The 25,758-nt window shown below is 62.6% G+C and carries 27 protein-coding genes; 16 read left to right on the top strand and 11 right to left on the bottom strand.

Annotated features, from left to right (window positions below; all coding sequences use genetic code 11):
* Positions 1-4: 4 nt before the first annotated feature.
* The 4 genes from JVX98_RS26420 to JVX98_RS26405 all read right to left on the bottom strand — a co-directional run bounded on the left by JVX98_RS26420 (position 5) and on the right by JVX98_RS26405 (position 3,947).
* Positions 5-1,105 (bottom strand): ABC transporter ATP-binding protein, encoded by a 1,101-nt coding sequence (locus tag JVX98_RS26420; protein ID WP_192447101.1) that lies wholly within the window; start codon positions 1,103-1,105, stop codon positions 5-7.
* A complete protein-coding gene (locus JVX98_RS26415; RefSeq protein ID WP_205237983.1) occupies positions 1,102-1,893 on the bottom strand; it encodes an ABC transporter permease in 792 nt (263 codons plus the stop codon). Before JVX98_RS26415 ends, JVX98_RS26420 begins: the two co-directional genes overlap by 4 nt.
* A gap of 2 nt (positions 1,894-1,895) precedes the next feature.
* On the bottom strand, positions 1,896-2,777 hold the full coding sequence (locus JVX98_RS26410; protein WP_205237982.1) for an ABC transporter permease: 882 nt from the start codon (positions 2,775-2,777) through the stop codon (positions 1,896-1,898).
* 75 nt (positions 2,778-2,852) lie between these two features.
* Complete coding sequence (locus tag JVX98_RS26405) at positions 2,853-3,947, bottom strand: PotD/PotF family extracellular solute-binding protein (protein ID WP_371826580.1); 1,095 nt, start codon at positions 3,945-3,947, stop codon at positions 2,853-2,855.
* Positions 3,948-4,065: 118 nt separating this feature from the next.
* Here JVX98_RS26405 and JVX98_RS26400 point away from each other — a divergent pair, with 118 nt between their 5' ends.
* Complete coding sequence (locus JVX98_RS26400; RefSeq protein ID WP_205237980.1) at positions 4,066-4,683, top strand: TetR/AcrR family transcriptional regulator; 618 nt, start codon at positions 4,066-4,068, stop codon at positions 4,681-4,683.
* Positions 4,684-4,737: 54 nt separating this feature from the next.
* Positions 4,738-5,130, top strand: a complete 393-nt coding sequence (locus JVX98_RS26395) for a nuclear transport factor 2 family protein (RefSeq protein WP_192447106.1) — start codon at positions 4,738-4,740, stop codon at positions 5,128-5,130.
* A gap of 11 nt (positions 5,131-5,141) precedes the next feature.
* Here JVX98_RS26395 and JVX98_RS26390 read toward each other — a convergent pair whose 3' ends face one another.
* The 4 genes from JVX98_RS26390 to JVX98_RS26375 form a co-directional block, all read right to left on the bottom strand.
* Complete coding sequence (locus JVX98_RS26390; protein WP_192447107.1) at positions 5,142-5,291, bottom strand: hypothetical protein; 150 nt, start codon at positions 5,289-5,291, stop codon at positions 5,142-5,144.
* Between the two features lie 139 nt (positions 5,292-5,430).
* Positions 5,431-6,345 carry a transglutaminase family protein gene (locus JVX98_RS26385; protein ID WP_205237979.1) on the bottom strand — a complete coding sequence of 305 codons (915 nt, stop codon included), beginning with the start codon at positions 6,343-6,345 and terminating at the stop codon, positions 5,431-5,433.
* A 301-nt stretch (positions 6,346-6,646) separates the two neighbouring features.
* Positions 6,647-7,960: an FAD-binding oxidoreductase gene (locus JVX98_RS26380; protein ID WP_210399302.1), complete on the bottom strand. Its 1,314-nt coding sequence runs from the start codon at positions 7,958-7,960 to the stop codon at positions 6,647-6,649.
* Complete coding sequence (locus JVX98_RS26375) at positions 7,957-9,324, bottom strand: glutamine synthetase family protein (RefSeq protein ID WP_192447109.1); 1,368 nt, start codon at positions 9,322-9,324, stop codon at positions 7,957-7,959. The genes JVX98_RS26380 and JVX98_RS26375 overlap by 4 nt, the downstream gene beginning before the upstream one ends.
* A gap of 189 nt (positions 9,325-9,513) precedes the next feature.
* Between JVX98_RS26375 and JVX98_RS26370 the strand changes: the two genes are divergently transcribed.
* A complete protein-coding gene (locus JVX98_RS26370) occupies positions 9,514-10,206 on the top strand; it encodes a GntR family transcriptional regulator (RefSeq protein WP_043611256.1) in 693 nt (230 codons plus the stop codon).
* 317 nt (positions 10,207-10,523) lie between these two features.
* The gene (locus JVX98_RS26365) at positions 10,524-11,627 is read left to right on the top strand and encodes a Xaa-Pro peptidase family protein (RefSeq protein WP_205237977.1); all 1,104 of its coding nucleotides are present in this window, start codon (positions 10,524-10,526) and stop codon (positions 11,625-11,627) included.
* Positions 11,628-11,686: 59 nt separating this feature from the next.
* Here JVX98_RS26365 and JVX98_RS26360 read toward each other — a convergent pair whose 3' ends face one another.
* Complete coding sequence (locus JVX98_RS26360) at positions 11,687-11,938, bottom strand: hypothetical protein (RefSeq protein WP_192447111.1); 252 nt, start codon at positions 11,936-11,938, stop codon at positions 11,687-11,689.
* A gap of 146 nt (positions 11,939-12,084) precedes the next feature.
* Between JVX98_RS26360 and JVX98_RS26355 the strand changes: the two genes are divergently transcribed.
* The 12 genes from JVX98_RS26355 to JVX98_RS26300 all read left to right on the top strand — a co-directional run bounded on the left by JVX98_RS26355 (position 12,085) and on the right by JVX98_RS26300 (position 23,735).
* Entirely contained in the window at positions 12,085-12,801 is a 717-nt protein-coding gene (locus JVX98_RS26355) for a FadR/GntR family transcriptional regulator (protein ID WP_205237976.1), read from the top strand.
* Entirely contained in the window at positions 12,798-13,970 is a 1,173-nt protein-coding gene (locus tag JVX98_RS26350; protein WP_205237975.1) for a PLP-dependent transferase, read from the top strand. Before JVX98_RS26355 ends, JVX98_RS26350 begins: the two co-directional genes overlap by 4 nt.
* A gap of 70 nt (positions 13,971-14,040) precedes the next feature.
* Positions 14,041-15,303 carry a sugar ABC transporter substrate-binding protein gene (locus tag JVX98_RS26345; protein ID WP_205237974.1) on the top strand — a complete coding sequence of 421 codons (1,263 nt, stop codon included), beginning with the start codon at positions 14,041-14,043 and terminating at the stop codon, positions 15,301-15,303.
* A 143-nt stretch (positions 15,304-15,446) separates the two neighbouring features.
* Positions 15,447-16,382 (top strand): carbohydrate ABC transporter permease, encoded by a 936-nt coding sequence (locus JVX98_RS26340; RefSeq protein ID WP_192447115.1) that lies wholly within the window; start codon positions 15,447-15,449, stop codon positions 16,380-16,382.
* A gap of 4 nt (positions 16,383-16,386) precedes the next feature.
* Entirely contained in the window at positions 16,387-17,220 is an 834-nt protein-coding gene (locus JVX98_RS26335; RefSeq protein WP_205237973.1) for a carbohydrate ABC transporter permease, read from the top strand.
* A gap of 11 nt (positions 17,221-17,231) precedes the next feature.
* A complete protein-coding gene (locus tag JVX98_RS26330; RefSeq protein WP_205237972.1) occupies positions 17,232-18,299 on the top strand; it encodes an ABC transporter ATP-binding protein in 1,068 nt (355 codons plus the stop codon).
* A 205-nt stretch (positions 18,300-18,504) separates the two neighbouring features.
* Positions 18,505-18,891 carry a cytochrome c family protein gene (locus JVX98_RS26325; protein ID WP_043611241.1) on the top strand — a complete coding sequence of 129 codons (387 nt, stop codon included), beginning with the start codon at positions 18,505-18,507 and terminating at the stop codon, positions 18,889-18,891.
* A gap of 243 nt (positions 18,892-19,134) precedes the next feature.
* On the top strand, positions 19,135-19,983 hold the full coding sequence (locus JVX98_RS26320) for a cytochrome c oxidase subunit II (RefSeq protein WP_205237971.1): 849 nt from the start codon (positions 19,135-19,137) through the stop codon (positions 19,981-19,983).
* A gap of 153 nt (positions 19,984-20,136) precedes the next feature.
* Positions 20,137-21,915: a cytochrome c oxidase subunit I gene (gene ctaD, locus JVX98_RS26315; protein ID WP_205237970.1), complete on the top strand. Its 1,779-nt coding sequence runs from the start codon at positions 20,137-20,139 to the stop codon at positions 21,913-21,915.
* Complete coding sequence (locus JVX98_RS26310) at positions 21,912-22,616, top strand: cytochrome c oxidase subunit 3 (RefSeq protein WP_205237968.1); 705 nt, start codon at positions 21,912-21,914, stop codon at positions 22,614-22,616. Before ctaD ends, JVX98_RS26310 begins: the two co-directional genes overlap by 4 nt.
* A 12-nt stretch (positions 22,617-22,628) precedes the next feature.
* A complete protein-coding gene (locus JVX98_RS26305) occupies positions 22,629-23,351 on the top strand; it encodes a heme-copper oxidase subunit III family protein (protein WP_043611232.1) in 723 nt (240 codons plus the stop codon).
* Positions 23,352-23,360: 9 nt separating this feature from the next.
* Positions 23,361-23,735: a cytochrome C oxidase subunit IV family protein gene (locus JVX98_RS26300; RefSeq protein ID WP_205237967.1), complete on the top strand. Its 375-nt coding sequence runs from the start codon at positions 23,361-23,363 to the stop codon at positions 23,733-23,735.
* A gap of 51 nt (positions 23,736-23,786) precedes the next feature.
* On the opposite strand, the gene JVX98_RS26295 is transcribed toward JVX98_RS26300, so the two are convergent.
* Complete coding sequence (locus tag JVX98_RS26295; RefSeq protein ID WP_104668541.1) at positions 23,787-24,545, bottom strand: ATP-binding cassette domain-containing protein; 759 nt, start codon at positions 24,543-24,545, stop codon at positions 23,787-23,789.
* Between the two features lie 11 nt (positions 24,546-24,556).
* Positions 24,557-25,756, bottom strand: a complete 1,200-nt coding sequence (locus JVX98_RS26290; protein WP_205237966.1) for an alanine racemase — start codon at positions 25,754-25,756, stop codon at positions 24,557-24,559.
* Positions 25,757-25,758 lie beyond the last annotated feature (2 nt).

The raw sequence follows: 25,758 nt of genomic DNA, 5'->3' as shown, positions 1-25,758 counted from the left end.
CGTGCTACGCGTGTCCACCTGTGGCGGGCAAGGCTACGACGTCGGCGGCGCGCACGGCAAGCGGCACAATCTCGCCTTCGCGCACGCTTGCCGATTGCGGCAGATGCGCAACCAGTGCTCTCGTATCGGCCGCGCAAGGCTGCAGGTGGCAGCGGTAATGCGTGCCGAAGAAGGCGCTGCCGGCGACGCGCGCTTCGCCGAGCGCCACTGTCGGTCCCTCTGCCTTGTCGTCGGCGCGGAAATGTTCCGGCCGGATCGTCAGGGTGATGCGGTCGCCGGCCTTCGGTGACGAAGCGGTGAAATTGCCGGCCGGCAGCGCCAGGCTGCCGAGCGGCGTTTCGACATGGGCGGAGCTGGCATCGGCCGCAGCCACACGGCCCGAAACGAAATTGACCTCGCCCATGAAGCCCGCCGAAAACAGCGAGCGCGGGCGCATATAGATTTCCGATGGCGGGCCGAAATCCTCGATCCGCCCCTGGTTCATCACCACGATGCGGTCGGCGATCGCCATCGCCTCCTCCTGGTCGTGGGTGACATGCACGAATGTGGTGCCGACCCGCTTCTGGATCGCCTTCAGCTCGTCCTGCATCTGGCGACGGAGCTTTAGGTCGAGCGCGCCGAGCGGCTCGTCGAGCAGAAGCACATCCGGATCGACGGCAAGCGCCCGGGCGAGCGCCACGCGCTGGCGCTGGCCGCCGGATAATTCGTGCGGACGCTTCCCGGCAGAGGCCTTTAGCCCGACCAGATCAAGGAAACCCAGCGCCTTCTTGTCACGCTCGGCCTTGGCAAGACCGCGCATCCGGAGCCCAAAGCCGACATTGTCGACCAGGCGCATATGCGGAAACAGCGCATAGTCCTGGAACATCGTTGTCGTCGGGCGCTTCGCCGGCGCCACATAGGTCATGTCCTGGCCGGCGATGGTCACGCGGCCGGCACTCGGCGACTGAAAGCCGCCGAGGATCGAGAGCAGCGTGGTCTTGCCGCAACCCGAAGGCCCGAGCAGCACGATGAATTCGCCGGCGCGGATATCCAGCGACACGTTGTCCAGCGCCGTGAAGGCGCCGAAGATCTTGCTGACGTTTTCGATCGAGACGGAAGCGGTCATTGTTTTTTCGTCCTTCCGAACAGGGAAAGCTCAAGGATGAGAAGCACGGCGACGGAGGCGAGAAACACCAGCGAGCCGATGGCATTGGTCTTGGGGTTGAGGCCGGAGCGCAGCAGGCTCCAGATCTCGACCGGCAGCGTCACGTCGAAGCGCGACAGCAAGAAGGCGATGATGAACTCGTCCCAGCTGAAGGTGATCGAGAGGAAGAAGGCGGCGAGGATCGAGGGCATCAGCATCGGCGCCGTTACCAGCGCCATCACCTTGAAATCATTGGCGCCGAGGTCACGCGCCGCCCGCTCGATATTGATGTGGTGATCGCCCATGGAGGCGTAGATGATGGCAAAGCAGAGCGGCAGGTTGATCACCACATGACCGATGCCGACGGTCATCAGCGACAGCGGAATGTGCAGCGCGTTCATCAGCGAAAGCAGACCGAGCGCGATGATCAGGTAGCTGACCGTCATCGGTGCGATGAGCAGGCCCCGTTGCAGCGCCGAGCCCGGCAGCTTGTAGCGCGCAAGCGCGTAAGCCGCGAGAAAGCCGAGCAGCACGGAGACGACCGAGGAGACGAGCGCCACCACCATCGAATTGCCGAGCGCCGCCATCAGCTTGCGGTCGGCGAAAACAGCCCCGTACCATTGCAGCGAAAAGCCGTTGAACGGCGGCACCGGGAGGCGGCCGTCCTGGAAGGAAAACAGCACCAGCACGGCAACCGGCAGGAAAATGAAGGCGTAGACGAGGACGAGATAGGTCCAGGAGAGCACGCTTGCAAAGATCCGGCGCAGCATCGTCAGGCCCTCTCGATCTTCAGCCAGCGGGCGCAGGCGAGATAGGCGACGGTGACGGCCAGCATCAGGACGATCGACAGCGCCGCCGCCATCGGGAAATCCGCCCGGCGTCCGAGCTGCAGCATGATGATCTGCGGCAGCACCAGCTCGTTGTTGCCGCCAAGGATCTGCGGCGTGACGTAGTCACCGATGCAGAGCACGAAGGTGAGGAATGCGCCGGTCATGATACCGGGCAGCGTCAAGGGCAGTACCACATGCCAGAAGGTCTGGAAGGCATTGGCGCCAAGGTCCGCTGCGGCGCGGCGGTAGTTCGGCGACAGCTGGATCAGGTTGGAATAGATCGTCAGCGTCAGGAGCATGACGAAGAAATGCACGAAGCCGATCACCGTCGCCGTGCGCGTGCTCGCCAGCTCCAGCGGCTCGGAGATCAGGCCGATGGTCATGAACATCTGGTTGATCACGCCGTTCTTCGACAAGACCAGCAGCCAGGAATAGGAGCGCACCACGTAGGAGGTCCAGAACGGCAGGATCGCCAGGATCAGCGCCATGCGCTGCAGCCGCTTCGGCACGCGCTCGGCGATGATCCAGGCGAGCGGATAGGCAAGCAGCACCGAGATTACCGTGACGATGACCGTGATCTCAAGCGAGTTGACGAGCCCTCGGAACAGGGCGTTCTCGGAGAAGAAGCGGATGTAGTTGTCGAAGTTCCAGGCATGGACGATGTCCCGCCCCTCGCGCCTCCAGAGGCTCATCGCCGCCATGAAGGCGAAGGGCACGACGAAGAAGGCGACGGTCCACAACAGCGCTGGAGCAACGAAGCCCCAGGCCTTTCGGCGGTCGGCGTCTTCAAGCGCTGTCGCTGATGTCAAAGCGGTGTCTGCCATTACCGTCCCAGATCTAAGGATTTCCGGCGAGCAAAGAAAAATGGCAAGCGCGACACGACGCGCCCGCTGTTGTCGTTACTGCTGCAGCATCTCCGTCCAGGCATCCTGGAACTTCTGGTCGAGTTCGGCCGAGGGGATCGGATAGAGCTGCGTCTTCTTCAGGTATTCGGCCTGCTGGTCGAAGCGAAGTGCTGCCTTCTGCTTGTCGGTCAGATGCTCGCCTGCCTTGGCATTGGCCGGCATCGCCCAGTAGCAGGAGGACGTCGCAAGCCGCGCCTGGCCCTCGGGGCTGACGATGTACTGAACGAACTTCAGCGCCAGATCCTGCTTGGTCGAATCCTTCATCACGCCGATCGACTGCGCCCAGCGCACCGCACCCTGTTCGGGGATGGTCCAGTCGAGACTCGGCTTGTCGGCCGAAAGAACTGCGGTGATCCATTCGCCGCCACCGACGAGGATGTCGACTTCGCCGGTCGCAAGTGCGGTCTGCGAGGAGACGACGTCGCTCACCTGCTTGGAAACCGCGCGCATCGCTGCGAGCTTCTCCTTGATCGCCGGCATGTCCGCGTCGCTCAGATCGGCAGTCTTCTTGCCGAGGCCAAGCCCGACGAGACCGATCATCGGCAGGTAGTAGTCGTAGAGCGCGATGCGACCCTTGTACTTGTCCGACCAGATGATCGACAGGTCCTGCATGTCCTTCGGGTCGACCTTGGTCTTGTCGTAGGAAATCGTGTTGTAGCCGAACTTCTCGGTGACGGCGTAGGTCTTGCCGTCCTTCATGTTGTTCGCCTCCATGCGCACTTCCGGGAAGATATCCGCGGTCGGCAGCGCATCAGCCGGCATTTCGGCGAGCAGATCGAGATCGATGGCGCGATGCACATCGACACCGTCGATCACGAGCACGTCCCAGTCGCCCGGCTGCGACTGGTCGAGGATCGAGAGCCCTGCCCCGGTGCCCTCATAGACCTTGACGTTGACTTTGACGTCGTTGGCCTTCTCGAACGGTTCGAGAAGCGCCGGATCGGTGTGGTCGCACCAGACGAGCGCATTGAGCTCTTCCTGGGCAAAGACCGGCGCGGGGGCCGCGACCGTCGACAGAGCGGCGATCGCGATTGCGGCCGTGGAGGAGAAAAAACGGCGCAGGCGCGCACCGTCACGAACTGACTTCATCATGCTGTTGCCCTCTTGTTTTGACGCTCGTTTCGGCGTCTTCAAAAAAAGATTGAATGAATTCATTTTTTAAGTCAATCTCAATTTTGAACCAATTCATAATTCGGGGAAACATCGGATGACGGGACTGCGCGCACGGCAAAAAGCCGACAGAAACAGGCGTATTCTCGACGCCGCCAGCGCGCTCTTTCGCGAAGTGGGCTACGACAGCGCGCGTATCGAGGTCATTGCCGAGCGCGCCGAAATTTCGGTCGGAACCTTCTACAATTACTACGAAAACAAGGGCGACATCCTGCTTGCCACCGTCTCGATGGAAGTCGAGGAGGTGCTCGCCGCCGGGCGTGCGATCGTCGACAACCCGCCGGCATCGGTCATGGGCGCGCTGGATGCGCTGATCGGCGAATATTACGACCACTCGCTCTACTATCTGAGCAAGGAGATGTGGCGAACGGCGATGGCGATCTCCATCCAACAGCCGGAAAGCCCGTTCAGCAAACGCTATACAGAGCTCGATCGCAGGCTGTGCGATCAGGTCTCAACCCTGATCCTCAGATTGAAGGCCAAGGGCGTGGTCGCGATCGATGTCGACGCGGAGGCTGTCGGAGAGATGCTCTTCCACAATCTCAATACGATGTTCACCGAATTCGCCAAGCGCGAGACGATGTCGCTGGACGACCTTAAGGCCCGCGTTTCTCGCCAGAACCGACCGCTTGCAACACTCATCACGACGCGCTGATCATCACAAGAACACGACCCGAGCGCATCAGCTTGCGGGCAAAGAGGGAACATCATGAACGATCTTGAACAGGCGGTGCTTCAGGCCGCCGACCGGCTGGTCTCTGCCTTTGCAAGGCACGATCGGGAGGCCTATTTTTCAGCCTTCGCGCCTGACGCCACCTTCATTTTTCACACGCTCGATCGGCCGCTGTTAAGCCGCGCGGCCTATGAGGCGGAATGGTCACAATGGGAGGAACGGGATGGTTTTCGCGTGCGCGCCTGCCGGTCGAGTGAGCGGCACGTCCAGGCCGTAGGCGATGTCGCGGTCTTCACCCATCGCGTCGAGACGGAACTGGAGTTCAACGGCGAGCCGGCCAGGGCGGACGAGCGGGAGACGATCGTTTTCCGGCGGGGATCGTCAGGCAATTGGATCGCCGTGCACGAGCATCTGTCGCGCCAGAGCTGAAAAGAGAAAAGTCAGAAAGCACCAACGACGACGGCGCTGACGAAGGAAAAGGCTGCGGCGATGGCAATCGCGTGCGGGACCAGATGGACGAACGACCGGCGCGCAGGTGCGGAGGCATAAAGTGCGTATCGGGATTGGATCATCGGCCTCGATGCGTTCATCGCGTCTCTCCGTCGTTTCATCCGCAGGTTCTTGCCCGCCTTCTCTCTTGTTCTCCTATATTCTCGATTGAGTTTATAGATATTATTTTTCTGAAATGGCGCGATCCGTGAAAAATCGGTCCGGCCCCGCAAACAATCGTCAGTGCCGGTTGCGGTCGCGGTCCTGGAGATGTTTGGACCAGGTCTTGCTGAACCATGGCGTCAGCAGCGAGACGTCCGAGCCTCGGTGCGAACGCGTCAGCGCGCTGTCGGTCTCCACACAGGTCCAGACGGTGAAGCCCGTCAGCTCATGTTTGCCGAAGGTCTGGATCAGCGGAATATCGGCCGCATCACGGCCCCGGGCAACCGCAATGCGCCCTGCCCGCCGCTGGTTGTTCTTGGCGTCGAAGGTGTGCCAGCTGTCGCCGAGGAAGACCTCGAACCAGGCATTGAAGTCCATCGGCGCCGGATTTTCACTCCTAGGGATGTCGGCCATGTAGCCGTTCACGTAACGCGCCGGCATGTTCATGCAGCGGCAGAACGCGATCGCCAGATGAGCATAGTCGCGGCTGACGCCAACGCGATCTTCATGGGCTTCGAGCGCTGTGCGCATGGTCTGCGCATAACCATAGCTGAAGACGAGGCGTTCATGCACGTAGTCGCAAATCGCCTGTACCCGCTCCCACCCTGCCGGCACGTGGCCGAACAGCCGCCACGCGACCGCGCCAAGCCGGTCCGTCTCGCAGTAGCGGCTCGCCGCGAGATAAGGCAGCCACGAAGCCGGCAGGCTTTCGACCGGCACCGCATCCGCCAGCGGGTCCGTGGCGTCGAGCCTGCCGTCATCCTCGATCACGGCATCGTAGGAAAGCTTGAAGTCGCCTTCCGGCACCGTCATCCGCAAACAGGTATTGCCGTGGGGATCGGTGATCTGCTCCATCTTGACGATTGGCGAGGAGACCGGCCCATGTTCCCGGCGCAGTGTCGAGCGCCGCTCCGGCACGACTGACAGATAGGTCATCATCGGGGTCGGCTGCGGGCAGCGAATGCCAATTTCATAGCCAAAGCGCACGAACATCTCGAAATCCCCCAGGACATCAATCGGGAGCGAGGAGCCCCCTGGTTGCCGCCCGCGGAACCCTGCGGGCACGCCTTGGTTTCGGTTTGCACACGACAGCTTCGCCGAAGGGCGCCGGCCGCATGCCGGAGATGCAGGAGGCAGCCCCCTATGGGGCGTGCCGATGCCGTAGAGAACGATAGTACCGCATCGGGATGCGAGGGCGGAATCACATTTCGTCCACGAACCCATCACGGACCGCAACGCGGCGCTCCGTGCGACGAGAACGCAAACGGGAGTGGATTGTTCCGCCGCGGGCTTTCTATAGCCCGACGGCGTCCTTGAACTGGTACCACCAGGAGCCGATCGTCGAATATTGCGCGCGGAACATGCGCCCGCCGGGGAATGGGTACCAGGGCAGTTTCTCAAAGACATCATAGCGCGTCGTGTCGCCGTCGATCGCCTCGGCGAGCGTGCGTCCGAAGAGATGCGAACCGGTGACGCCGTGGCCGCTGTAGCCATGGGCGAAATAGGTATTGCTGCCGATCCGGCCCATCTGCGGCACGCGGGTGAAGGAGAGCGCGAAGTTGCCGCTCCAGGCATAGTCGATCTTCACGCCCTTCAATTGCGGAAACACCTTTTCGAGGTTGGGCTTGAGCTTGGCGACAACGTCGGCCGGATCGGTACCGCCGTAGACGGTGCCGCCGCCGAAGATCATGCGTTTATCGGCGGAGAGCCGGAAATAATCGAGAATGTAGCGCACGTCCTCGACGCACATGTCGCTCGGGATGAGCGAATGGGCGCGTTCTTCGCCAAGCGGCGCCGTGGTGATCATCTGGGTCGAGACCGGCATGACGCGCGAGACGAGCTTCGGCACCGCATCGCCGAGATAGGCATTGCCGCAGAGCACGACGATACGCGCCGACACCTGCCCGCCTTCGGTATAGACGGTGGGCCTTGCCGCTTCATGATCAACGCGCGTTACTGGCGACTGTTCGTAGATCGTGCCGCCGATGCTTTCGAAGGCACGCGCCTCACCGAGCACGAGATTGAGCGGATGCATGTGGCCGCCGGTGGTATCCAGCATGCCGCCGCAATAGGCGTCGGACTTAACGAGCTTGCTGAGCGCCTCACGGTCGAGAAGCTGGTGATCGTCCATGCCGTATTTGCGCCAGAGCGCCTGCTTGGCTTCGAGCTCCTTCATATGCGCCGGCGTATAGGCGGCGTAGATGTTGCCCGGCTTCAGGTCGCATTCGATCTGGTACTGGCTGACGAGACGACGGATGATCTTCCCGCCCTCCTGCACCAGCCCGCCGATGAAACGCGCCGCATCGTCGCCATAGCGGCGCCGGATGGTCGACAAGCTGGCGTTGAGGCCGTTGACCACCTGACCGCCATTGCGGCCCGAAGCACCCCAGCCGACCTGAGCCCCTTCGATGACGACGACCTTGTAGCCTTTTTCAGCCAGGTGGATCGCCGTCGACAGACCGGAATAGCCGGCGCCGACGACGCAGACGTCGGTCTCGACGCGGCCCTGCAGCCGGACCGGCGTGCGGATGATGTTGCGGGAGGCGGCATAATAGCTGGTGGGGTAGCTGCCGTCGCCGGCATAGGATTTCTGTTTCGAAAGCATCAGACGATTTCCAGATAGGCGCTGAATTCGTAGTCCGTGACCTGCTCGGCAAAGCCTGCGATCTCCTGGCGTTTGCAGGCGATCAGCATCGAGCGCAGCACGGGATCGAAGATTTCGGCGGCAATCGGCCCTGCCTCGAAGCTGTCGACCGCCTGCCCCCATTCGGAGGGAATTTTGGGCAATTTCTCCGTTGCATAAGCGCGTCCTGAAACTGGCGCCGGCGGCTTCCACTTGTTGCGGATGCCGACCAAGGCGGCGCCGAGGATCGCGGCAATGACGAGATAGGGATTGGCATCCGCGCCGGCGACCCGATGTTCGATGCGGCGCGCATAGGGATTACCGCCGGGAATGCGGATCGCCGAGGTGCGGTTCTCATACCCCCAGCAGACAGCGGTCGGCGCATGCGTGTCGGGCCGCAGCCGCCGGTAGGAATTGAAGTGCGGCGCAAAGAGCAGCGTCGTCTCGGCCATGCCGCGCAAGAGACCGGCAACGGCATTCTTGAGGATTGGAGACCCCTCGTCGCTGCCGTCGTTGAAGACGTTGTTGCCCTCCTCGTCGAGCAGGCTGAAATGGACATGCATGCCGTTGCCCGAGCGGGTGCCATAGGGCTTGGCCATGAAGGTCGCAGCAAGACCATGCTTGCGCGCCACGCCCTTGACGATTCGCTTGAAGAAGATCGCGTCGTCGGCCGCCTTCAGCGGGTCGTCCGTGTGAAGCAGGTTGATCTCGAACTGCCCGATGCCGTTTTCGGCGATCGCCGCATCCGCCGGCACGTTCTGCCGGGCGCATTCCTTGTAGACGTCGGAGAAGAACTCGCCGAAGTCGTCGAGCTCGTCGATCGACAGGATCGCATCGGAATCGAGCCGTTTGCCGGTATAGGGCGAGATCGGCGGCACCGCGCTGTCGGGCTCCGGATCGATCAGGTAGAATTCCAGTTCGGTCGCGACGACGGGGCGAAGGCCGAGTTCCTTGTATTCCCGCACGACCGCTGCCAGGGCCTGGCGCGGATCGGCAAGAAACGGCTTGCCGTCCTCGAGCTGCAGCCAGAGCGGCACAAGCGCGCTCGGCCGCGAAGTCCAGTTGACCGGCAGCGCGCCGCGGCCGGTGACGCCGCAGATGCCGTCCCGGTCGCCGCTCGCAAACACCTGCTCGCTGTTGATGATGTCCTCGCCCCATACATCGACGCCGACGATCGAGAGCGGCATGCGGATGCCGCCGCCGAGAACCTTGCCCGCCTGCTCCACCGGCACGCGTTTGCCCCGCATGATGCCGTTGAGATCGCAGACAACCGCCTGGATGCTTTCAATCGGCCCGTTCTGCTCGAGCCATGCCTTGAATGCGCTGGGATCTTCCGCGTCGAGCGACATATCGCAAATCTCTTTTTGTGATCACATTTTCAGAAAGTTGACATAATTCAGGAATTGGAGTCAAGCATCGGCGGTGCTATCAGGCATTTGACATAGAGCGGGGGGCGGAAAAGTGTATGCAGGCGTTTGCCAAACGCCGCTCTCGCCGATGAGAAAGCCGTCGCAATTCGGGCAAAAGGACATGCGCACTTGAAACCCCTTGTCTTACCGCCGCTGGTGCGTCCCGATGGCATGACGACGCACGACTATGCCTTTCACCGGCTGCGCCAGGCGATCATGGTCGGCGCGTTCCGACCCGGCACTTCCGTCACGATCCGCGGCCTGGCCGAGGCGCTTGAAAGCAGCCCCACTCCGGTGCGCGAGGCCTTGCGACAACTCACCTCGATCGGCGCGCTGCAGTTCCTCGAAAACCGTCGCATCGTCGTACCGCACATCACCCCTGCCCGGTTCGAAGAACTGATCTCGTTGCGCATCGCGCTCGAAAGCCATGCCGCCCGCCGGGCCGTCGCCCATCTCTCCGAACGCCAGATCGAGAAGATCATGGCGATCGACGACAGCATCGAGACGGAGATCCGTCGGGGTGACAAGGTGGCGGCGCTGATCGCCAACCAGGCGTTTCACCGGATGATCTACACGGCCAATCCCGACGCGGTCGCCATGCCGCTGATCGAGAGTGTCTGGCTGCAGCTCGGCCCGATCCTCGGGATCGCCATGGAACACGTGACCGAACTCTACGTCGTCGACCGCCACCGCGAGGCGATCGAGGCGCTGAGGCGCCGCGATGAGAACGCTGCTGCCGACGCAATCGCTGCCGACATCCGCGAGGGTATCGGCGGCTTCGACCAGCAGGCGGTCGCGCGGTTGCTGCGCTTGGCCGCCTGAGATCACTGCCGTCAAAATTTTAGTGTGACTAAAATTCCGTATTGACAACGTTCAATCACGGCACCAAAGTCGTGCAAATACAGACGCATAGTGACGGGAAGCGAGCTTCCCGGCTTCATGTCCGTGCATTCGAGGGGGAGGAGTCCGCTTGAAGAGCCAAAGACCCAAATCCCGCCGCAAGACAGGCGCGGGCCTCAAGCATTCCCCATAGCCGACTTTGCGCCGTTCTCCGGCGCTCCTTTCACCCATCACAGTCGACCACAGCCGCCTGACCGGTTGGCGGCATCTGATTTTCTCAAGCCAGAATTGGAAACACCATGAAAGAACTCACCAAGAGCCGTTTTGCAGCGCTCCGCCGCACGATGGCCGAAAGCAATGTCGGCCTCGTCGCGCTGGCCCCGGGATCGCACATGGATTGGCTGATCGGCTACCATCCGCATCCCGACGAACGTCCGTGCCTGCTTCTCATCGGCCCGGAAAAGGAAGCGTTCCTGATGCCGGCGCTGAATGCCGAAGGCACGCGCGAGCACACCGATATCGCCTTCCACAACTGGGCCGACGACATTGGCCCGAGCGACGCCCTGACCGCAGCGCTTACCGATGTCGGCGCCGCAAAGCCCGGCCGCGTCGTGCTCGACGAAACCATGCGCGCCGATTTCGCGCTGCTGCTGATCGATGCGCTGCCCGCCGATACCGCCCGCGAATTCACCCCGGCAACGCTCGGCGCGCTGCGCATGCGCAAGGACAAGAGCGAATACGCGCTTCTGAAGATGAACGCCGGCATCGCCGACCGCGCCATGCAGGCGGCGTTTTCCAAGATCCGTCCGGGCATGACGGAGAAGGAACTGGCCGCCGACATCCGCGCGCACTTCGCCTCGGAAGGTGCTGCACCCGCCTTCTGGATCGTCGGCGCCGGCGGCAATGGCGCCTTCCCGCATCATTCGGCGAGCGAACGGGTGATCGAGGAAGGCGACGCCGTCGTCATCGACATCGGCGGCCGCAAACAGGGCTTCCCGAGCGACATTACCCGCATGGCGATCGTCGGCCGCGCGCCCGAAGGCTACGGGCAGATCCACACGATCGTCGAAAGAGCCGTCCAGGCGGCCCTGAAGGCGGCTCGCCCGGGCGTTCTCGCCAAAGAGGTCGATGCTGCCGCCCGTAAAGTGATCTCGGACGCCGGCTACGGCGAGTACTTCGTCCACCGCACCGGCCACGGCATGGGCATCGACGGCCACGAGCCGCCCTACATCACCGCGACCTCGGAAACCGTGCTGGAAGAAGGTATGGTCTTCTCCATCGAGCCCGGCATCTATCTGCCCGGTCGCTTCGGCATCCGCCTCGAGGATATCGTCATCCTGCGCGAGGATGGGCCGGAGGTTCTTTCCTCGCTTCCCCGCGACGTTCACGTCGCGAAGGTCTGATCAAAGTTGCGGCGCCCCAGGGCGCCGCTTCTCTCTGCGCACTTCGCCGAGCCTTACGGCTATTGAACCGGCCGCTTGCGCGGCTTCGCCGGCTCGCTCCCCTTCTTGCCAGGTTGCTTCTTGTAGACGGGCTGCTGCTGCTCGACCGGCGGCCAGATCCAGTAATAACCATAGGGCTTGCGCTGGATCCCCTCGTAATACTCGCCCTTCCGCGTCCGCATCTGCGCCTCGGCATCCCCCGCAGCCGTCGCCATGACGAAGAATGCGCCGAGCACGGCTGCGACCACGAACTGATATTCCGATTTCATCATCACCAGAGCTCCTTGCCTCCCTTGTCTACGCCTGAGGCGGGCGGGGTCAACCGCTGTGCGTCTATCAGTTCTTGCTTGACGACCCCAACCAGCTTGATCATATTGGTGAGATGTCAGACCAATTTGGCCTCTGGGGAGGGAGCCGAATGAATGAACCGGCAAGAGCGGCACTGATGCCCCTGCCCCCGGCCGACCGGGCCCAGCAGGTGATTGCCGCGTTGGCTGACTACATCGAACAATCGGGCCTCAAACCCGGCGAGCGCCTGCCGGCCGAGCGCGAACTGATGACGGCGCTGGCGGTCGGCCGCTCGACCATCCGCGAAGTCATCCGCCACTTCCAGGCACTCGGCGTCGTCGAGGCACGCAAGGGCAGCGGCACCTATCTCTTGCGCACGATCTCCGGCGCCACCGTCCATATGCCGCTCACGCTCGACGCCGCGCATCTGCGTGACGTGCTGTTGATGACGCTCGAAGTGCGCCGCGGCATCGAGGTCGAGGCCAACATGGTCGCCGCGCGCCGGCGCACCGAAGACGACCTGAAGATCATCGAAATCAAGCTCAACGAGATGGAGCGCGTGCATATCGCCAAGGGTACGTCGGGGCCGGAAGACCTCGCCTTTCACCTGGCGATCTACGACGCCACCCACAATCCGCTGTTTCGCCAGCTGCTCGAACAGATGCGCGAGGCCTTCGAGCGCTTCTGGGACCATCCTTTCGACCGAACGGACTTCGCCCGTCGCTCCTTCCCGTTCCACCGCACCCTCTTCAACGCGATCGCCGCTCAGGACCCTGAGACGGCGCGCGAAGAAACGCTGAAAATCCTCGCGATCGTCGAGGAAGACATCAAGGAAATGTCCAAATGACCAACGGCCTCGATCCGTTCGACCACGCCTCGCTGATCGTCGCGCATGACGAAGGCCACGCCTTCGACGCCGTCGTGCCGCCGATCGTGCAGACTTCGCTTTTCACCTTCAAGGACTATGACGACATGGTCGCCTCCTACCGGGGCGAGCGCGTGCGGCCGATCTATACCCGGGGCCTCAACCCGACCGTGCGCATGTTCGAGGAGATGCTGGCGAAACTCGAAGGCGGCGAGGACGCGATCGGCTTTGCGAGCGGCATGTCGGCGATTTCGTCGACCGTGCTCTCCTTCGTCGAACCCGGTGACCGCATCGTCGCTGTCAATCATGTCTATCCCGACGCCTTCCGCCTATTCGGCACGCACCTGAAGCGCATGAAGATCGAGGTGACCTATGTCGACGGCCGCGACGAGGAAGCGGTCGCCAAGGCGCTTCCCGGCGCCAAGCTCTTCTATATGGAAAGCCCGACGAGCTGGGTGATGGACACCCACGACGTTGCGTCGCTGGCCCGCCTCGCCAAGGACCAGGGCATCATCACCGCGATCGACAACAGCTGGGCAAGCCCGATCTTCCAGCAGCCGATCTCGCTCGGCGTCGACCTCGTCATCCACTCGGCTTCCAAGTATCTCGGCGGTCACTCTGATGTCGTCGCCGGCGTCGTCACCGGATCGAAGGAACTGATCGGCCGCATCCGCTCGGAAGCCTATCCCTATCTCGGTGGCAAGCTCTCGCCCTTCGACGCCTGGCTCCTGATCCGTGGCCTGCGCACCCTGCCGATCCGCATGAAGTCGCACGAACGCTCGGCGCTTGAAGTCGCGCGGCGGCTGCAGGCCCATCCGCTGGTTGAAAAAGTCTGCCACCCCGGGCTCGGCAACACCCTGCCGCCCGGGCTCTCGGGCACATCCGGCCTCTTCTCCTTCATCTTCCGCGAGGGTGTCGATGTCCGGCGCTTCGCCGATCATCTCGAACTCTTCAAGCTCGGCGTTTCCTGGGGCGGACACGAAAGCCTCATCGTTCCGGGCGAAGTCGTGCTGTCGCAGAAAGCCCAGCCGAATTCCGCGGCCGCCTTCGGCATCTCGCCGCGGTCGGTACGGCTGCATGTCGGCCTGGAGGGAACGGAGGCCCTCTGGAGCGATCTCGAAGCGGCGCTCGCCGTCGCTTCGACTGACTGACAGGGGCGGGATCAAGATCCCGCTTCTCCCACTTTGAAGCAGAACCAACGAAGAAAAGAGGGAACATAAAATGAAAAAACTGATCACTGCCACGCTTCTCGCCACCCTGATGGCCGGAAGCGCACTCGCCGACACCAAACTGAAACTGGTCGAAGTCATCACCAGCCCGGAGCGCACCGAGACGCTGAAGTCGATCGTCGCCAAGTTCGAGGCCGCCAACCCCGGCACGACGGTCGAGATCATCTCGCTGCCCTGGGGCGAAGCCTTCCAGAAGTTTGCGACCATGGTTTCGGCCGGCGAACTGCCTGACGTCATGGAAATGCCCGACACCTGGCTGTCGCTCTATGCCAACAACGGCATGCTCGAAAGCCTTGAGCCCTACCTCGCCAAGTGGGAGCACACGGGCGGGCTGACGGAGCGCGCGCTCGAACTCGGCCGCGACATCAACGATACCGCCTACATGCTGCCCTACGGCTTCTATCTGCGCGCGATGTTCTACAACAAAAAGCTGCTCTCGGAAGCCGGCGTCAGCGAACCGCCGAAGACGATGGACGATTTCGTCAAGGCATCCGAAGCCGTCTCCAAGCTGCCGGGCAAATCCGGCTACTGCCTGCGCGGCGGCCCGGGTGGCCTCAACGGCTGGGTGATGTTCGGCGCGACGATGGCCGGCAGCAACACGTTCTTCAACGAGGACGGCACCTCGACCATGAACAGCGAAGGCTGGGTCAAGGGCCTGACCTGGGTGATCGACCTCTACAAGAAGGGGCTGGCACCGAAGGACAGCGTCAACTGGGGCTTCAACGAAATCGTCGCCGGCTTCTACAGCGGCACCTGCGCCTTCCTCGACCAGGATCCGGATGCGCTGATCGCCATTGCCGAGCGCATGAAGTCCGAAGACTTCGGCGTCACCACCATGCCGAAGGGCCCGAGCGGCAAGGCGTTTACCACCATCGGCTTTGCCGGCTGGTCGATGCTGTCCGCCAGCCAGAACAAGGACCTCTCCTGGAAGCTGATCGAGACGCTCGAAGGGCCGGAAGGCAACATCGAGTGGAACAAGCGTACCGGTGCGCTGCCGGTACACAAGTCGGCCGAGAAGGACCCCTTCTATGCCAGCGCTCAGTTCAAGGGCTGGTTCGACGAACTCGCCGACAAGGACGTCGTCCTGACGGTCATGCCGACCTACCTCGAGGAATTCGCCTTCTTCAAGGATTCGCTCGCCATCAAGACGACCCAGGAAGCCCTGCTCGGCGACATCACGCCGGAACAGCTCGCCAACCAGTGGGCAGAATACCTGACCAAGGCGCAGCAGAAGTTCCTTGCCAGCAAGAAGTAAGCCTTCGGCCGGCGGCGGCTTTCCGCCGCCGGCCTTTTGATCTCGCGCGGAACAAAATGGGCGCGGACTCCGCCCTTTCCGCTCCGACCTAGAATCGAGGCACGCCCGAAAAACCGGCGGCCGCACAGGGGAAATTTCGATCGATGGCCTATGTCGCCCGCCAAAGCGGCCTGCCGGCAAGCAGGACGCCGCTGAAGAAGCGCATCGCCGATGGCGCCGCACCCTATCTTTATAGCGCGCCGGCGCTGATCCTGATCGTCACCGTGATGCTGGTGCCGCTGGTGCTCGGCGTCTCCTACGCCTTTCGCGATATCCAGCTCTTGAACCCGTTCTCCGGCGCCTATATCGGCCTCGATCACTTCCGGGCGCTGTCCGAGGATCAGGCCTTCTACCGGGCGCTGCGCAATACGCTGTGGTGGACCGGCGCCTCTGTGTTCTTCCAGTTCGTCTTCGGCCTGATTCTGGCCCTGCTGCTCGATAAACCTTTCTATGGCCGCGGCCTCGCCCAGGCTCTCGTCTTTCTGCCCTGGGCCGTGCCGAGCTTCCTTGCCGGCCTCAACTGGGCCTGGCTGTTCAATCCGGTCGTCGGTCCCCTGCCGCACTGGTTCTACGCGCTCGGCCTCATGAGCGAGCCACACAACATCCTGTCCGACCCGCAGCTTGCCATGTGGGGGCCGATCGTCGCCAATGTCTGGTGGGGCATACCCTTCTTCGCCATCACGCTGCTTGCCGCCCTCCAGGCGATCCCGCGCGACCTCTATGAGGCCGCAAGCATCGACGGCGCCGGCCCGCTCCAGCGATTCCTGTCGATCACGCTCCCCTTCCTGGCGCCGACGATCGCCATCACCATTCTGTTGCGCACCGTCTGGATCTCCAACTTCGCCGACCTGATCATCGTCATGACCAATGGCGGACCGGCCGACCGCACCCAGATCGTCGCCAGCTATATCTTCACCCAGGCCTTCAAGCGGCTGGATTTCGGTTACGCCTCGGCGATCGCGCTCGTGCTTCTGGCGCTGCTGCTCGCCTATTCGATGCTGATCGTCATCCTGCGCCAATGGCTGCTGAGCAAGGATTGAACCGATGCGCGCCAAAACGCTTTTCCTCACCATCGCGCACCGGCTGGCAATCCTTGCCTATATCGCGTTTGCGCTCTTCCCGCTCTATTGGCTGTTGAAGGTCGCGGTCACGCCGAACGACCTGCTCTACTCCGAAGGCATTCGGATGTGGCCGTCGCGCGCCAGCCTCGAGCACTTCGACTTCGTGCTCCGCCACAGCGCCTTTCCTGTCTTCTTCAAGAACAGCCTGATCGTCTCGGGCTCGACTGCCGTCATCGTCACCATTCTTGCCTCGCTCTCGGGCTATGCCCTGTCGCGCTTCAATTTCCGCGGCAAATACTGGCTGGTGGCGCTGATGCTTCTGACGCAGATGTTCCCGCTGGTGATGCTGGTCGCGCCGATCTTCAAGATCCTCTCGCCGATGGGTCTGACCAACAGCCTGACCGGCCTCGTCATCGTCTACACCGCCTTCAACGTGCCCTTCGCCACCTTCCTGATGCAGTCGTTCTTCGACGGCATTCCGAAGGATCTTGAGGAGGCGGCGATGATCGACGGCGCAACACAGTTCGTCGCCTTCCGCCAGATCATCCTGCCGCTGACGCTACCCGGCATCGCCGCCACGCTCGGCTTCGTCTTCACCGCCGCCTGGAGCGAGCTGCTGTTCTCGCTGATGCTGATCTCCGGCAACGACCAGGCGACCTTCCCCGTTGGACTTTTGTCCTTCGTGTCGAAGTTCTCCGTCGACTTCGGGCAGATGATGGCCGCCGGCGTGCTCGCGCTCATCCCCGCCTGCCTCTTCTTCCTGCTTATTCAACGTTATCTCGTCCAGGGCCTCACGGCCGGCGCGGTCAAAGGCTGAGGATTGCTCTCATGGCTTCCATCGATATCGCCAATATCCAGAAATCCTACGGCATCCACCCGGTCCTGCACGACGTCGATCTCAAGATCGGCGACGGCGAGTTCGTCGTGCTCGTCGGCCCGTCCGGCTGCGGCAAGTCCACGCTTCTGCGCATGATCGCCGGGCTTGAGAGCGTCACTTCGGGCGAGATCCGCATTGCCGGCAAGCGCGTCAACGAGCTGGCGCCGAAGGACCGAGACATCGCCATGGTGTTTCAGTCCTACGCCCTCTACCCGCACATGTCGGTCGCCAAGAATATGAGCTACAGCCTGAGGCTCCGGAAGACAGCCAAGGAGAAGATCGCAAGCGTCGTCTCGGGTGCGGCCACCAAGCTCGGGCTCGATCCGCTGCTCGAACGCCGTCCGCGCGCGCTCTCGGGCGGCCAGCGCCAGCGCGTCGCCATGGGCCGCGCCATCGTTCGCGAACCCAAGGCGTTTCTCTTCGACGAGCCGCTGTCGAACCTCGATGCCCGCCTGCGTGAACAGATGCGCGCCGAAATCAAGAAGCTGCACAAGGACCTCGGCGCCACCTCTATCTACGTCACCCATGACCAGATCGAGGCCATGACGCTCGCCGACCGCATCGTCGCCATGAACGGCGGCTTCGTGCAGCAGGTCGGCAGCCCGCTCGACCTCTACGACCGGCCGGCCAATCTCTTCGTCGCCGGCTTCATCGGCTCGCCCGGCATGAACTTCTTCGAGGGCACCTACCGAAACGGCACCGCTCCCCGCTTCGAAACAGATGGTGGCATCGTCATCCCGGCTCAGCCGCATCCTGCCCTCGCCGACGGCGGCAAGGCGACGCTCGGCATCCGGCCGGAACATGTGGAGATCGGCGTCGAAGGCCCGGATGCGCTGAAGGCCAATGTCGACCTGGTCGAGCCGACCGGCTTCGGCATCATCCTGCACCTTTCCTTCGGCCGCGCCGGCTTCAAGGCCTTTACCAACGACCGCCGGTTCCTCAACGTTTCCGGCTCGCTGCCCGTGCGCCTGCCCGTCGAACGGCTGCACTTCTTCGATGCCGACGGCAATCGCGTCTGATTGCCGGCACCGGCCATGGTGAAAATTTAGGCGGCGTCGGCGAACTGGCCGGCTCCGCCGGTTGACTTCCTGAGGACGAGGCGTACCGTTTCGGTGTCGCAAGTATCAACCGCCGTGGCGCCAACTTAAGAGAAGCAAGCACCGCCAAAACGACAGATTGACGATAGCCTTCCTTGCCTGCGCCCGGCGATTTTGAGGAAGTGTCATGCGAATTCTTGTTGTTGCCCTTGCCTTTTCGACAACCTTGCTCTGTCCGCTCGCCGCCCTCGCGCAAGAGGGGGATGCCACGGCCGGAGCCACGGTCTTCAAAAAATGCGCCGTATGCCATATCGTCGACAGCGATACCAACAAGGTCGGACCCTCACTCAACCATGTCCTGGGGCGAACCGCCGGCACCCATCCCAACTTCAGCTACTCCACGGCTATGGTCGATGCCGGTAAGGGTGGCCTGGTCTGGGACGAGACGACGTTGCGCGACTATCTGCACAATCCCAAGGCCAAGGTGAAGGGCACGAAAATGGCCTTCGTCGGGCTGAAGGACGACACGGACATCTCCAATCTTCTCGCCTATCTCAAGCAGTATTCGCAGTAGGCTGAAAAGACGAAACGCAACTGCCGCTCGCCACGTAGGCGACGAATTGCGACTATTGGACGTTCGTGCAATAATTGCATCTACAGCACCTCGCGCCTGACCAGACGCAGAGAGGTCGCTGTAGAACTTTGAATTCCTGCATGTTTTCATCCCTGGATCGGCGACGACCAAGGAAAACGTGCAGCAGAGATCTACGGATTGCGTCTTCATGCCCACAGCCGCCAGCGGCGAGGAGGGACAGAAATGGCCGTGGTCGTTATTCTGGTTTTACTGGCCGTCGGATCGGTATTGTTTCATCTGTTGAGCCCGTGGTGGTGGACACCGATCGCGTCCAACTGGAGTTACATCGACAATACGCTGATCATCACCTTCTGGATTACCGGCGTCGTCTTCGTCGCCGTGGTTCTTTTCATGGCCTATTGCGTGCTCCGCTTTCGCCATCGCCCGGGAAACCGGGCGGCCTATGAACCGGAAAACCGCAAGCTCGAAGGGTGGCTTGCCGGCGGCACGACGCTCGGCGTCGCCGCCATGCTCACGCCCGGCCTTTTCGTCTGGCACCAGTTCGTGACCGTTCCTGACGGAGCCGCCCAGGTTGAGGTCGTCGGCCAGCAGTGGCTGTGGAGCTTCCGGCTCCCCGGCGCCGACGGCAAGCTTGGGACCTCCGAGACCCGCGACATAACGCCGGAGAACTCGCTCGGCCTCAACCGCAACGATCCGGCAGCGCTTGACGACGTGGTCATCGAGGGCGGTGAATTGCATCTGGAAGTCGGTAAACCGGTCAAGATGCTGCTGCGCTCCGTGGATGTGCTGCATGATTTCTACGTGCCGGAGTTTCGCGCCAAGATGGACATGGTGCCCGGCATGGTCACCTATTTCTGGCTGACGCCCACCCGCACGGGCACGTTCGAGGTGCTCTGCGCCGAGCTTTGCGGCGTCGGTCACCCGCAGATGCGCGGCACCGTCGTCGTCGACAGTGCGGAGGACTATCAGGCCTGGCTTTCGCAGCAGCAAACCTTCTCGCAGCTGCAGGCACAAGCACGAGTGCAGACGAAGGAAACGGCGCAGGCATTAAATGCCGCCCCGGCGCAATAGAGGCGCCCCGACGGCCAAACGGGATGAGGAAAAGTGCTCACGGTATCCGCCCGCATCCCGCTCGTGAGGAGACGCAATTCCATTGTTGGACGTGCGGAATTGCAGGTTCAAGGCGTTGGATCGAGATGATCCGGTGTTGGGAGGTTCTCGCAGATGGTCGATATCCGGTCAGGCACGGGCGAACCGATTGGCCCCGCGGAAGTGGAGGACGTGGAGCTCTATCATCCCCATAGCTGGTGGACGCGCTACGTCTTCAGCCAGGATGCCAAGATCATCGCCGTGCAATATGCCTCCACCGCCATCGCCATCGGCATGGTCGCCCTGGTGCTCTCCTGGCTGATGCGACTGCAGCTCGGCTTTCCCGGCGCCTTCGCCTTCATCGATGCCGAGCGCTACTACCAGTTCATCACCATGCACGGCATGATCATGGTGATCTATCTGCTCACTGCGCTGTTTCTCGGCGGCTTCGGCAACTACTTGATCCCGCTGATGCTCGGCGCGCGCGACATGGTCTTTCCCTATGCCAACATGCTGAGCTACTGGCTCTATCTGCTCGCCGTCCTCGTGCTCGTCGCCAGCTTCTTTGCGCCGGGCGGGCCGACCGGCGCCGGCTGGACGCTCTATCCGCCCCAGGCGGTTCTGTCCGGAACGCCCGGCGGCAAGGACTGGGGCATCATATTGATGCTGTCCTCGCTCATCCTCTTCGTCATTGGCTTCACCATGGGCGGGCTCAACTACGTGGTCACCGTGCTCCAGGGGCGCACGCGCGGCATGACGCTGATGCGCATGCCGCTCACCGTCTGGGGCATCTTCACCGCGACGGTGATGGCGCTGCTCGCCTTCCCCGCCCTCTTCGTCGCCTGCGTCATGATGCTGTTCGACCGGGTGCTCGGCACCAGCTTCTTCATGCCGGCGATCGTCGAGATGGGCGAACAGCTGCAGCATGGCGGCGGCAGTCCGATCATGTTCCAGCACCTCTTCTGGTTCTTTGGCCATCCGGAGGTCTACATCGTGGCGCTTCCCGCCTTCGGCATCGTCTCCGATCTCATCAGCACCCACGCCCGCAAGAACATCTTCGGCTACCGCATGATGGTCTGGGCGATCGTGATCATCGGCGCGCTCTCCTTCATCGTCTGGGCGCACCACATGTATGTCAGCGGCATGAACCCCTATTTCGGCTTCTTCTTCGCAACGACCACGCTGATCATTGCCGTGCCAACGGCGATCAAGGTCTACAATTGGGTCCTGACGCTCTGGCGTGGCGACATACACCTGACGTTGCCAATGCTCTTTGCGCTCGCCTTCATCGTCACCTTCGTCAATGGCGGGCTGACCGGTCTGTTCCTCGGCAACGTCGTCGTCGACGTGCCGCTCTCCGACACGATGTTCGTCGTCGCCCACTTCCACATGGTCATGGGTGTCGCGCCGATCATGGTGATCTTCGGGGCGATCTATCACTGGTATCCGAAGATCACCGGCCGCATGCTCAATCAGGCCATGGGGCAGATCCATTTCTGGGTCACCTTCGTCGGCGCCTATCTGATCTTCTTCCCGATGCACTATCTCGGGCTGATCGGTGTTCCGCGCCGCTATTACGAGATGGGCGAGACTGCCTTCGTGCCGGCGTCCGCCCACACGCTCAACGAGTTCATCACCATCATGGCGCTGATCGTCGGTGCCGCCCAGATCGTCTTCCTCTTCAACCTCATCTGGAGCATCCGCCATGGCCGCGAGGCCGGCGGCAATCCCTGGCGGGCAACGACGCTCGAATGGCAGACGCCGGAAACGCCGCCGCGCCACGGTAACTGGGGCAAGGAGCTGCCGGTCGTCTACCGTTGGCCCTATGACTACAGCGTGCCGGGAGCCGCGGAAGATTTCATTCCGCAAACTGAGCCGGGTCCGGTAGGCCACGCGCCGGAGGGTGCCTCATGAACGTCACCCTCGTCTTCCTGGCGGTGGTCTTCGCGATCACCGCCTGGTGGCTCAGCCGGCAGCGGCTGTTCTCGAAACCCTGGCTGGAGGTCGGCCACGCCCACGATCCGCGCCCACTCGGCAGGCCTTCGATCCCGCCAGCAAAAATCGGTCTCGGCGTCTTCCTTGCCGTCGTCGCAGCGCTCTTCTCCCTCTTCATCAGCGCCTACTTCATGCGCATGGCCTCCACCGACTGGTGGTCGACGCCGATGCCGAAGATCCTGTGGCTGAACACCGCCATCCTCGCACTCGGCAGCCTGCTTCTGCATGCGGCCCGCGTCACTGCCGAACAGCATCGTGACGAGGCGAGCCGCACGGCGATGATCGCAGCGCTTGCCGCCGGTCTCGCCTTCCTCGCCGGCCAGGTCTTCGCCTGGCGCGAACTTACGGACGCCGGCTTCCTGCTCGCCGACAATCCGGCCAACAGCTTCTTCTACATGATCTCGGGCATGCATGGCCTGCACATTCTCGGCGGCCTGTTCGCCCTGACCCGGGTCATCGTCAAGACGCGCGCCGGCCCGATGGGCGAAAAGGCCGTGCTGTCGATCACGCTCTGCGCCACCTACTGGCATTTCATGCTGGCCGTATGGCTGGTGCTCTACGCGCTCTTTTCCGGCTGGGCCAACGACTTCGTCGAGCTCTGCCGATCCCTCTTGACCTGAAGGAGCCAAGGCATGTCCGCCGAGACACATTCGCCTGTCCGAGAGCCGCTCCACCGCCCGGCGGGACTTGCCGGCTTTGCCGCAGACTGGGCGTCGGACCAGCGGACGTTCAAGAACGTCTCCTGGGGCAAGGCGATGATGTGGATCTTCCTCTTGAGCGACACCTTCGTCTTCGGCTGTTTCCTCATCGCCTACATGTCGGCGCGCATGTCGACGGCCGTGCCCTGGCCCAATCCGAGCGAGGTCTTCGCGCTGCACATCGGCGGCTCGGACGTGCCGCTGATCCTGATTGCCATCATGACCTTTGTGCTGATCACCTCGAGCGGCACAATGGCCATGGCCGTCAATTTCGGCTACCGGCGCGATCGCAAGAAGACCGCACTTCTCATGCTACTGACCGCCCTTTTCGGCGCCACCTTCGTCGGGATGCAGGCATTCGAGTGGACGAAGCTGATCACCGAGGGTGTGCGCCCGTGGGGCAACCCTTGGGGTGCTGCCCAATTCGGCTCGACCTTTTTCATGATCACCGGGTTCCACGGCACCCACGTCACGATCGGCGTCATTTTCCTCTTGATCATCGCCCGCAAGGTCTGGCGCGGCGATTTCGAAACCGAACGGCGCGGATTCTTCACGAGCCGCAAGGGACACTACGAGATCGTCGAGATCACCGGCCTCTACTGGCACTTCGTCGACCTCGTCTGGGTCTTCATCTTCGCGTTCTTCTATCTTTGGTGAGGCATGGCCATGACAGAAACGACTGTTCACACCCACGCGGCACCGGCAACAAAGGCGGAAAGCCACGTCCAAACGCACCAGCAGCACCCGATCGGGCTCTATCTGGTCGTCTGGTTGCTGCTCTTCATGCTCAGCACCTTTTCCTACCTCGTCGATTACGTCGGGCTGCAGGGCTATCTCAGGTGGTCGCTGATCCTGATCTTCATGGTGCTGAAGGCGGGGCTGATCGTGGCGATCTTCATGCACATGGCCTGGGAGCGGCTAGCGCTGATCTACGCCATCCTGCTGCCGCCGCTTTTGGTGCTGGTCTTCGTGGCGCTGATGGTGTCGGAATCGCACTACGTGCTCTTCACTCGCCTCACCTTCTTCGGCGCGGCGCCGTGAGCATGAAAGCCGCGCCGCCCGAGCAGGCGGCGGCGCTGGCTGTCTTGTGACTCAGTGTTGCTGAAGCCCGGTGATCATCGCGATGATCTCGTTCTTGTCGGTCTTCGCCGTCTCGCGAATGCCGATCTGCTTGCCGCGACGCAGGACGCAGATGCGATCCGACAGCTTGAAGACCTGATCGAGGCTGTGGCTGATGATCAGCACGCCGATGTTGCGGCTTTTCAGCGATTCCACGATCTCCTCGACCTTTGCTGTTTCGGCGACACCGAGCGCTGCCGTCGGTTCGTCGAGAAGAATAAGCTTGCTCGCCCAATGGGTGGCGCGGGCAATGGCGACGCCCTGGCGCTGCCCGCCCGAGAGGTCGCGGATGGTCGCATGGGCCGAGGGGATGCGGACATCCAGCTCCTTCACCAGCGTCTCCGTCTCGGAAATCATCCGGCGACGGTCGAGCAGGCCGAAACGGTTTACCGGCTCGCGGCCGAGAAACATGTTCATGTAGACCGTCTGCTGGTCGGCAAGTGCCAGATCCTGATAGACGACCTCGATGCCATGGGCGCGCGCCATCGTGGCGTTCGACATCGCCACCGTCTGGTTCTCGATGGTGATCGTTCCCGAGGTCGGCGTGTAGACGCCGGAGATGATCTTGATCAGCGTCGACTTGCCGGCGCCGTTGTCCCCGACGAGCGCGACGATCTCGCCCGGACGGACCTCCAGCGAGAAATTCTCGATCGCGGTGACGCCGCCGAAAGTCTTGCGGATGTCCTTCAGCTTCAGGACCGGCTCTGCTGCAGCACTAACGTTCGCGTTCATGATGTCGCCCCTCATACCGGCCAGGCTGCGGTTTCGCCGAAACCGTTTTCGATCGTTTCCACCTTCGGCGCGCCCTTGGAGATGCCCGACACGCCGACGACATAGGCGCGCGTGACAAAGGCCTGGCCGCGGAAGCCGAACACCGCCGTATCGCCGGGCTTGGGCGCAGTCGGTCCACTGGCGTCGATCATCGCATAATAGTCGATCGCCGAGGGCGGTGGCACTTCGACGCTTCGAAGCGCCGATGCAACCGTAGTCGGCTCAGTCGATACGATCGCCTTGACGTCGTAATCCGGGAAGATCGGGTCGATGTAGAAACCGCCGCCGAAGCAATAGGCCTTGCCGCCCGAGAGATGGGAGACCTCGGTGAGATAGAGCACCGCCGGCAGTTCCGGCAGGTCTTCCATCACGTGCAGCGCCGTGGTGCCATGCAGGCCGTTGCCCGGCTCGCATTGCGTCGCACCCGCTTCGGCAAGGGCCGGCAGCATGACGCTGGAGGTCGTGCCCGGTGCATTCACCTCTATCCCTGTGCGCCCGGCCTTGGCCAGCGCCTCGGCCGCTTTCGAGAGTGTTGCCAGGTTGTGCGTCGGCTTCACCTTGCGGCTTTCATGATCGAAGAGCAGCGCCGGAAAGGTGGTGATGCCGGCAAAACGGCCACCGGCGAGACCGTCCAGGCGATCGGCAACCGCAGCAACGTCGCTGGCATCGAACCCGCCTTCATGGCCGCGGTAGAAGGTGTCGCCTTCCGCCCTGATGCGGGCGAGCAGATCCTGCCGATAGCCGGCGGCATGTGCGCCGGCTGCCGCTTCTGCAGCCTTCTCGGCGTTGAAGACCGTCCAGTAATCGGGCCGGAAAGTCTTCGCCGCGGCAGCCGCCTCATGGCGCGCGACCTGCTGCAGGTGGCCGAGATGGCCGACCTTCAAGCCTGCCCTGTGGGTGGCGCGGGCGCAGGCCATGTCGACAGCAACCGAACGGTCGATGCCACCACGCTTGACCGCGTCGCAGAAGGAACTGGAGCGACCAACCTGCTTGGTCATGGCAAAGATCTTCAGGCCGAGGCGACGGGCTTCGTTGCTCATGATCGCCGCATTGGCCTCGACCGTGTCGAGGTCGAGTACATAGGCGTTTGCCGGGAGCTTGCCCTGCTGGTGCAGGGCCATCGCCGCTTCGATGAATGCCGGGTTGCGGCGGCGCAAAACGTCGAGAAACATGA

It is taken from the genome of Ensifer sp. PDNC004, from assembly GCF_016919405.1.
Lineage (GTDB): Bacteria > Pseudomonadota > Alphaproteobacteria > Rhizobiales > Rhizobiaceae > Ensifer.
Note: the sequence above shows the minus strand (reverse complement) of the source record. Positions and strands in the feature narration are given on the sequence as shown.

Coding starts and splice junctions, on each gene's coding strand:
- JVX98_RS26420 (WP_192447101.1), bottom strand. CDS start 1,105: ATGACCGCTTCCGTCTCGATCGAAAACGTCAGCAAGATCTTCGGCGCC.
- JVX98_RS26415 (WP_205237983.1), bottom strand. CDS start 1,893: ATGCTGCGCCGGATCTTTGCAAGCGTGCTCTCCTGGACCTATCTCGTC.
- JVX98_RS26410 (WP_205237982.1), bottom strand. CDS start 2,777: ATGGCAGACACCGCTTTGACATCAGCGACAGCGCTTGAAGACGCCGAC.
- JVX98_RS26405 (WP_371826580.1), bottom strand. CDS start 3,947: ATGAAGTCAGTTCGTGACGGTGCGCGCCTGCGCCGTTTTTTCTCCTCC.
- JVX98_RS26400 (WP_205237980.1), top strand. CDS start 4,066: ATGACGGGACTGCGCGCACGGCAAAAAGCCGACAGAAACAGGCGTATT.
- JVX98_RS26395 (WP_192447106.1), top strand. CDS start 4,738: ATGAACGATCTTGAACAGGCGGTGCTTCAGGCCGCCGACCGGCTGGTC.
- JVX98_RS26390 (WP_192447107.1), bottom strand. CDS start 5,291: ATGAACGCATCGAGGCCGATGATCCAATCCCGATACGCACTTTATGCC.
- JVX98_RS26385 (WP_205237979.1), bottom strand. CDS start 6,345: ATGTTCGTGCGCTTTGGCTATGAAATTGGCATTCGCTGCCCGCAGCCG.
- JVX98_RS26375 (WP_192447109.1), bottom strand. CDS start 9,324: ATGTCGCTCGACGCGGAAGATCCCAGCGCATTCAAGGCATGGCTCGAG.
- JVX98_RS26365 (WP_205237977.1), top strand. CDS start 10,524: ATGAAAGAACTCACCAAGAGCCGTTTTGCAGCGCTCCGCCGCACGATG.
- JVX98_RS26360 (WP_192447111.1), bottom strand. CDS start 11,938: ATGATGAAATCGGAATATCAGTTCGTGGTCGCAGCCGTGCTCGGCGCA.
- JVX98_RS26355 (WP_205237976.1), top strand. CDS start 12,085: ATGAATGAACCGGCAAGAGCGGCACTGATGCCCCTGCCCCCGGCCGAC.
- JVX98_RS26350 (WP_205237975.1), top strand. CDS start 12,798: ATGACCAACGGCCTCGATCCGTTCGACCACGCCTCGCTGATCGTCGCG.
- JVX98_RS26345 (WP_205237974.1), top strand. CDS start 14,041: ATGAAAAAACTGATCACTGCCACGCTTCTCGCCACCCTGATGGCCGGA.
- JVX98_RS26340 (WP_192447115.1), top strand. CDS start 15,447: ATGGCCTATGTCGCCCGCCAAAGCGGCCTGCCGGCAAGCAGGACGCCG.
- JVX98_RS26335 (WP_205237973.1), top strand. CDS start 16,387: ATGCGCGCCAAAACGCTTTTCCTCACCATCGCGCACCGGCTGGCAATC.
- JVX98_RS26330 (WP_205237972.1), top strand. CDS start 17,232: ATGGCTTCCATCGATATCGCCAATATCCAGAAATCCTACGGCATCCAC.
- JVX98_RS26325 (WP_043611241.1), top strand. CDS start 18,505: ATGCGAATTCTTGTTGTTGCCCTTGCCTTTTCGACAACCTTGCTCTGT.
- JVX98_RS26320 (WP_205237971.1), top strand. CDS start 19,135: ATGGCCGTGGTCGTTATTCTGGTTTTACTGGCCGTCGGATCGGTATTG.
- ctaD (WP_205237970.1), top strand. CDS start 20,137: ATGGTCGATATCCGGTCAGGCACGGGCGAACCGATTGGCCCCGCGGAA.
- JVX98_RS26310 (WP_205237968.1), top strand. CDS start 21,912: ATGAACGTCACCCTCGTCTTCCTGGCGGTGGTCTTCGCGATCACCGCC.
- JVX98_RS26305 (WP_043611232.1), top strand. CDS start 22,629: ATGTCCGCCGAGACACATTCGCCTGTCCGAGAGCCGCTCCACCGCCCG.
- JVX98_RS26300 (WP_205237967.1), top strand. CDS start 23,361: ATGACAGAAACGACTGTTCACACCCACGCGGCACCGGCAACAAAGGCG.
- JVX98_RS26295 (WP_104668541.1), bottom strand. CDS start 24,545: ATGAACGCGAACGTTAGTGCTGCAGCAGAGCCGGTCCTGAAGCTGAAG.
- JVX98_RS26290 (WP_205237966.1), bottom strand. CDS start 25,756: ATGTTTCTCGACGTTTTGCGCCGCCGCAACCCGGCATTCATCGAAGCG.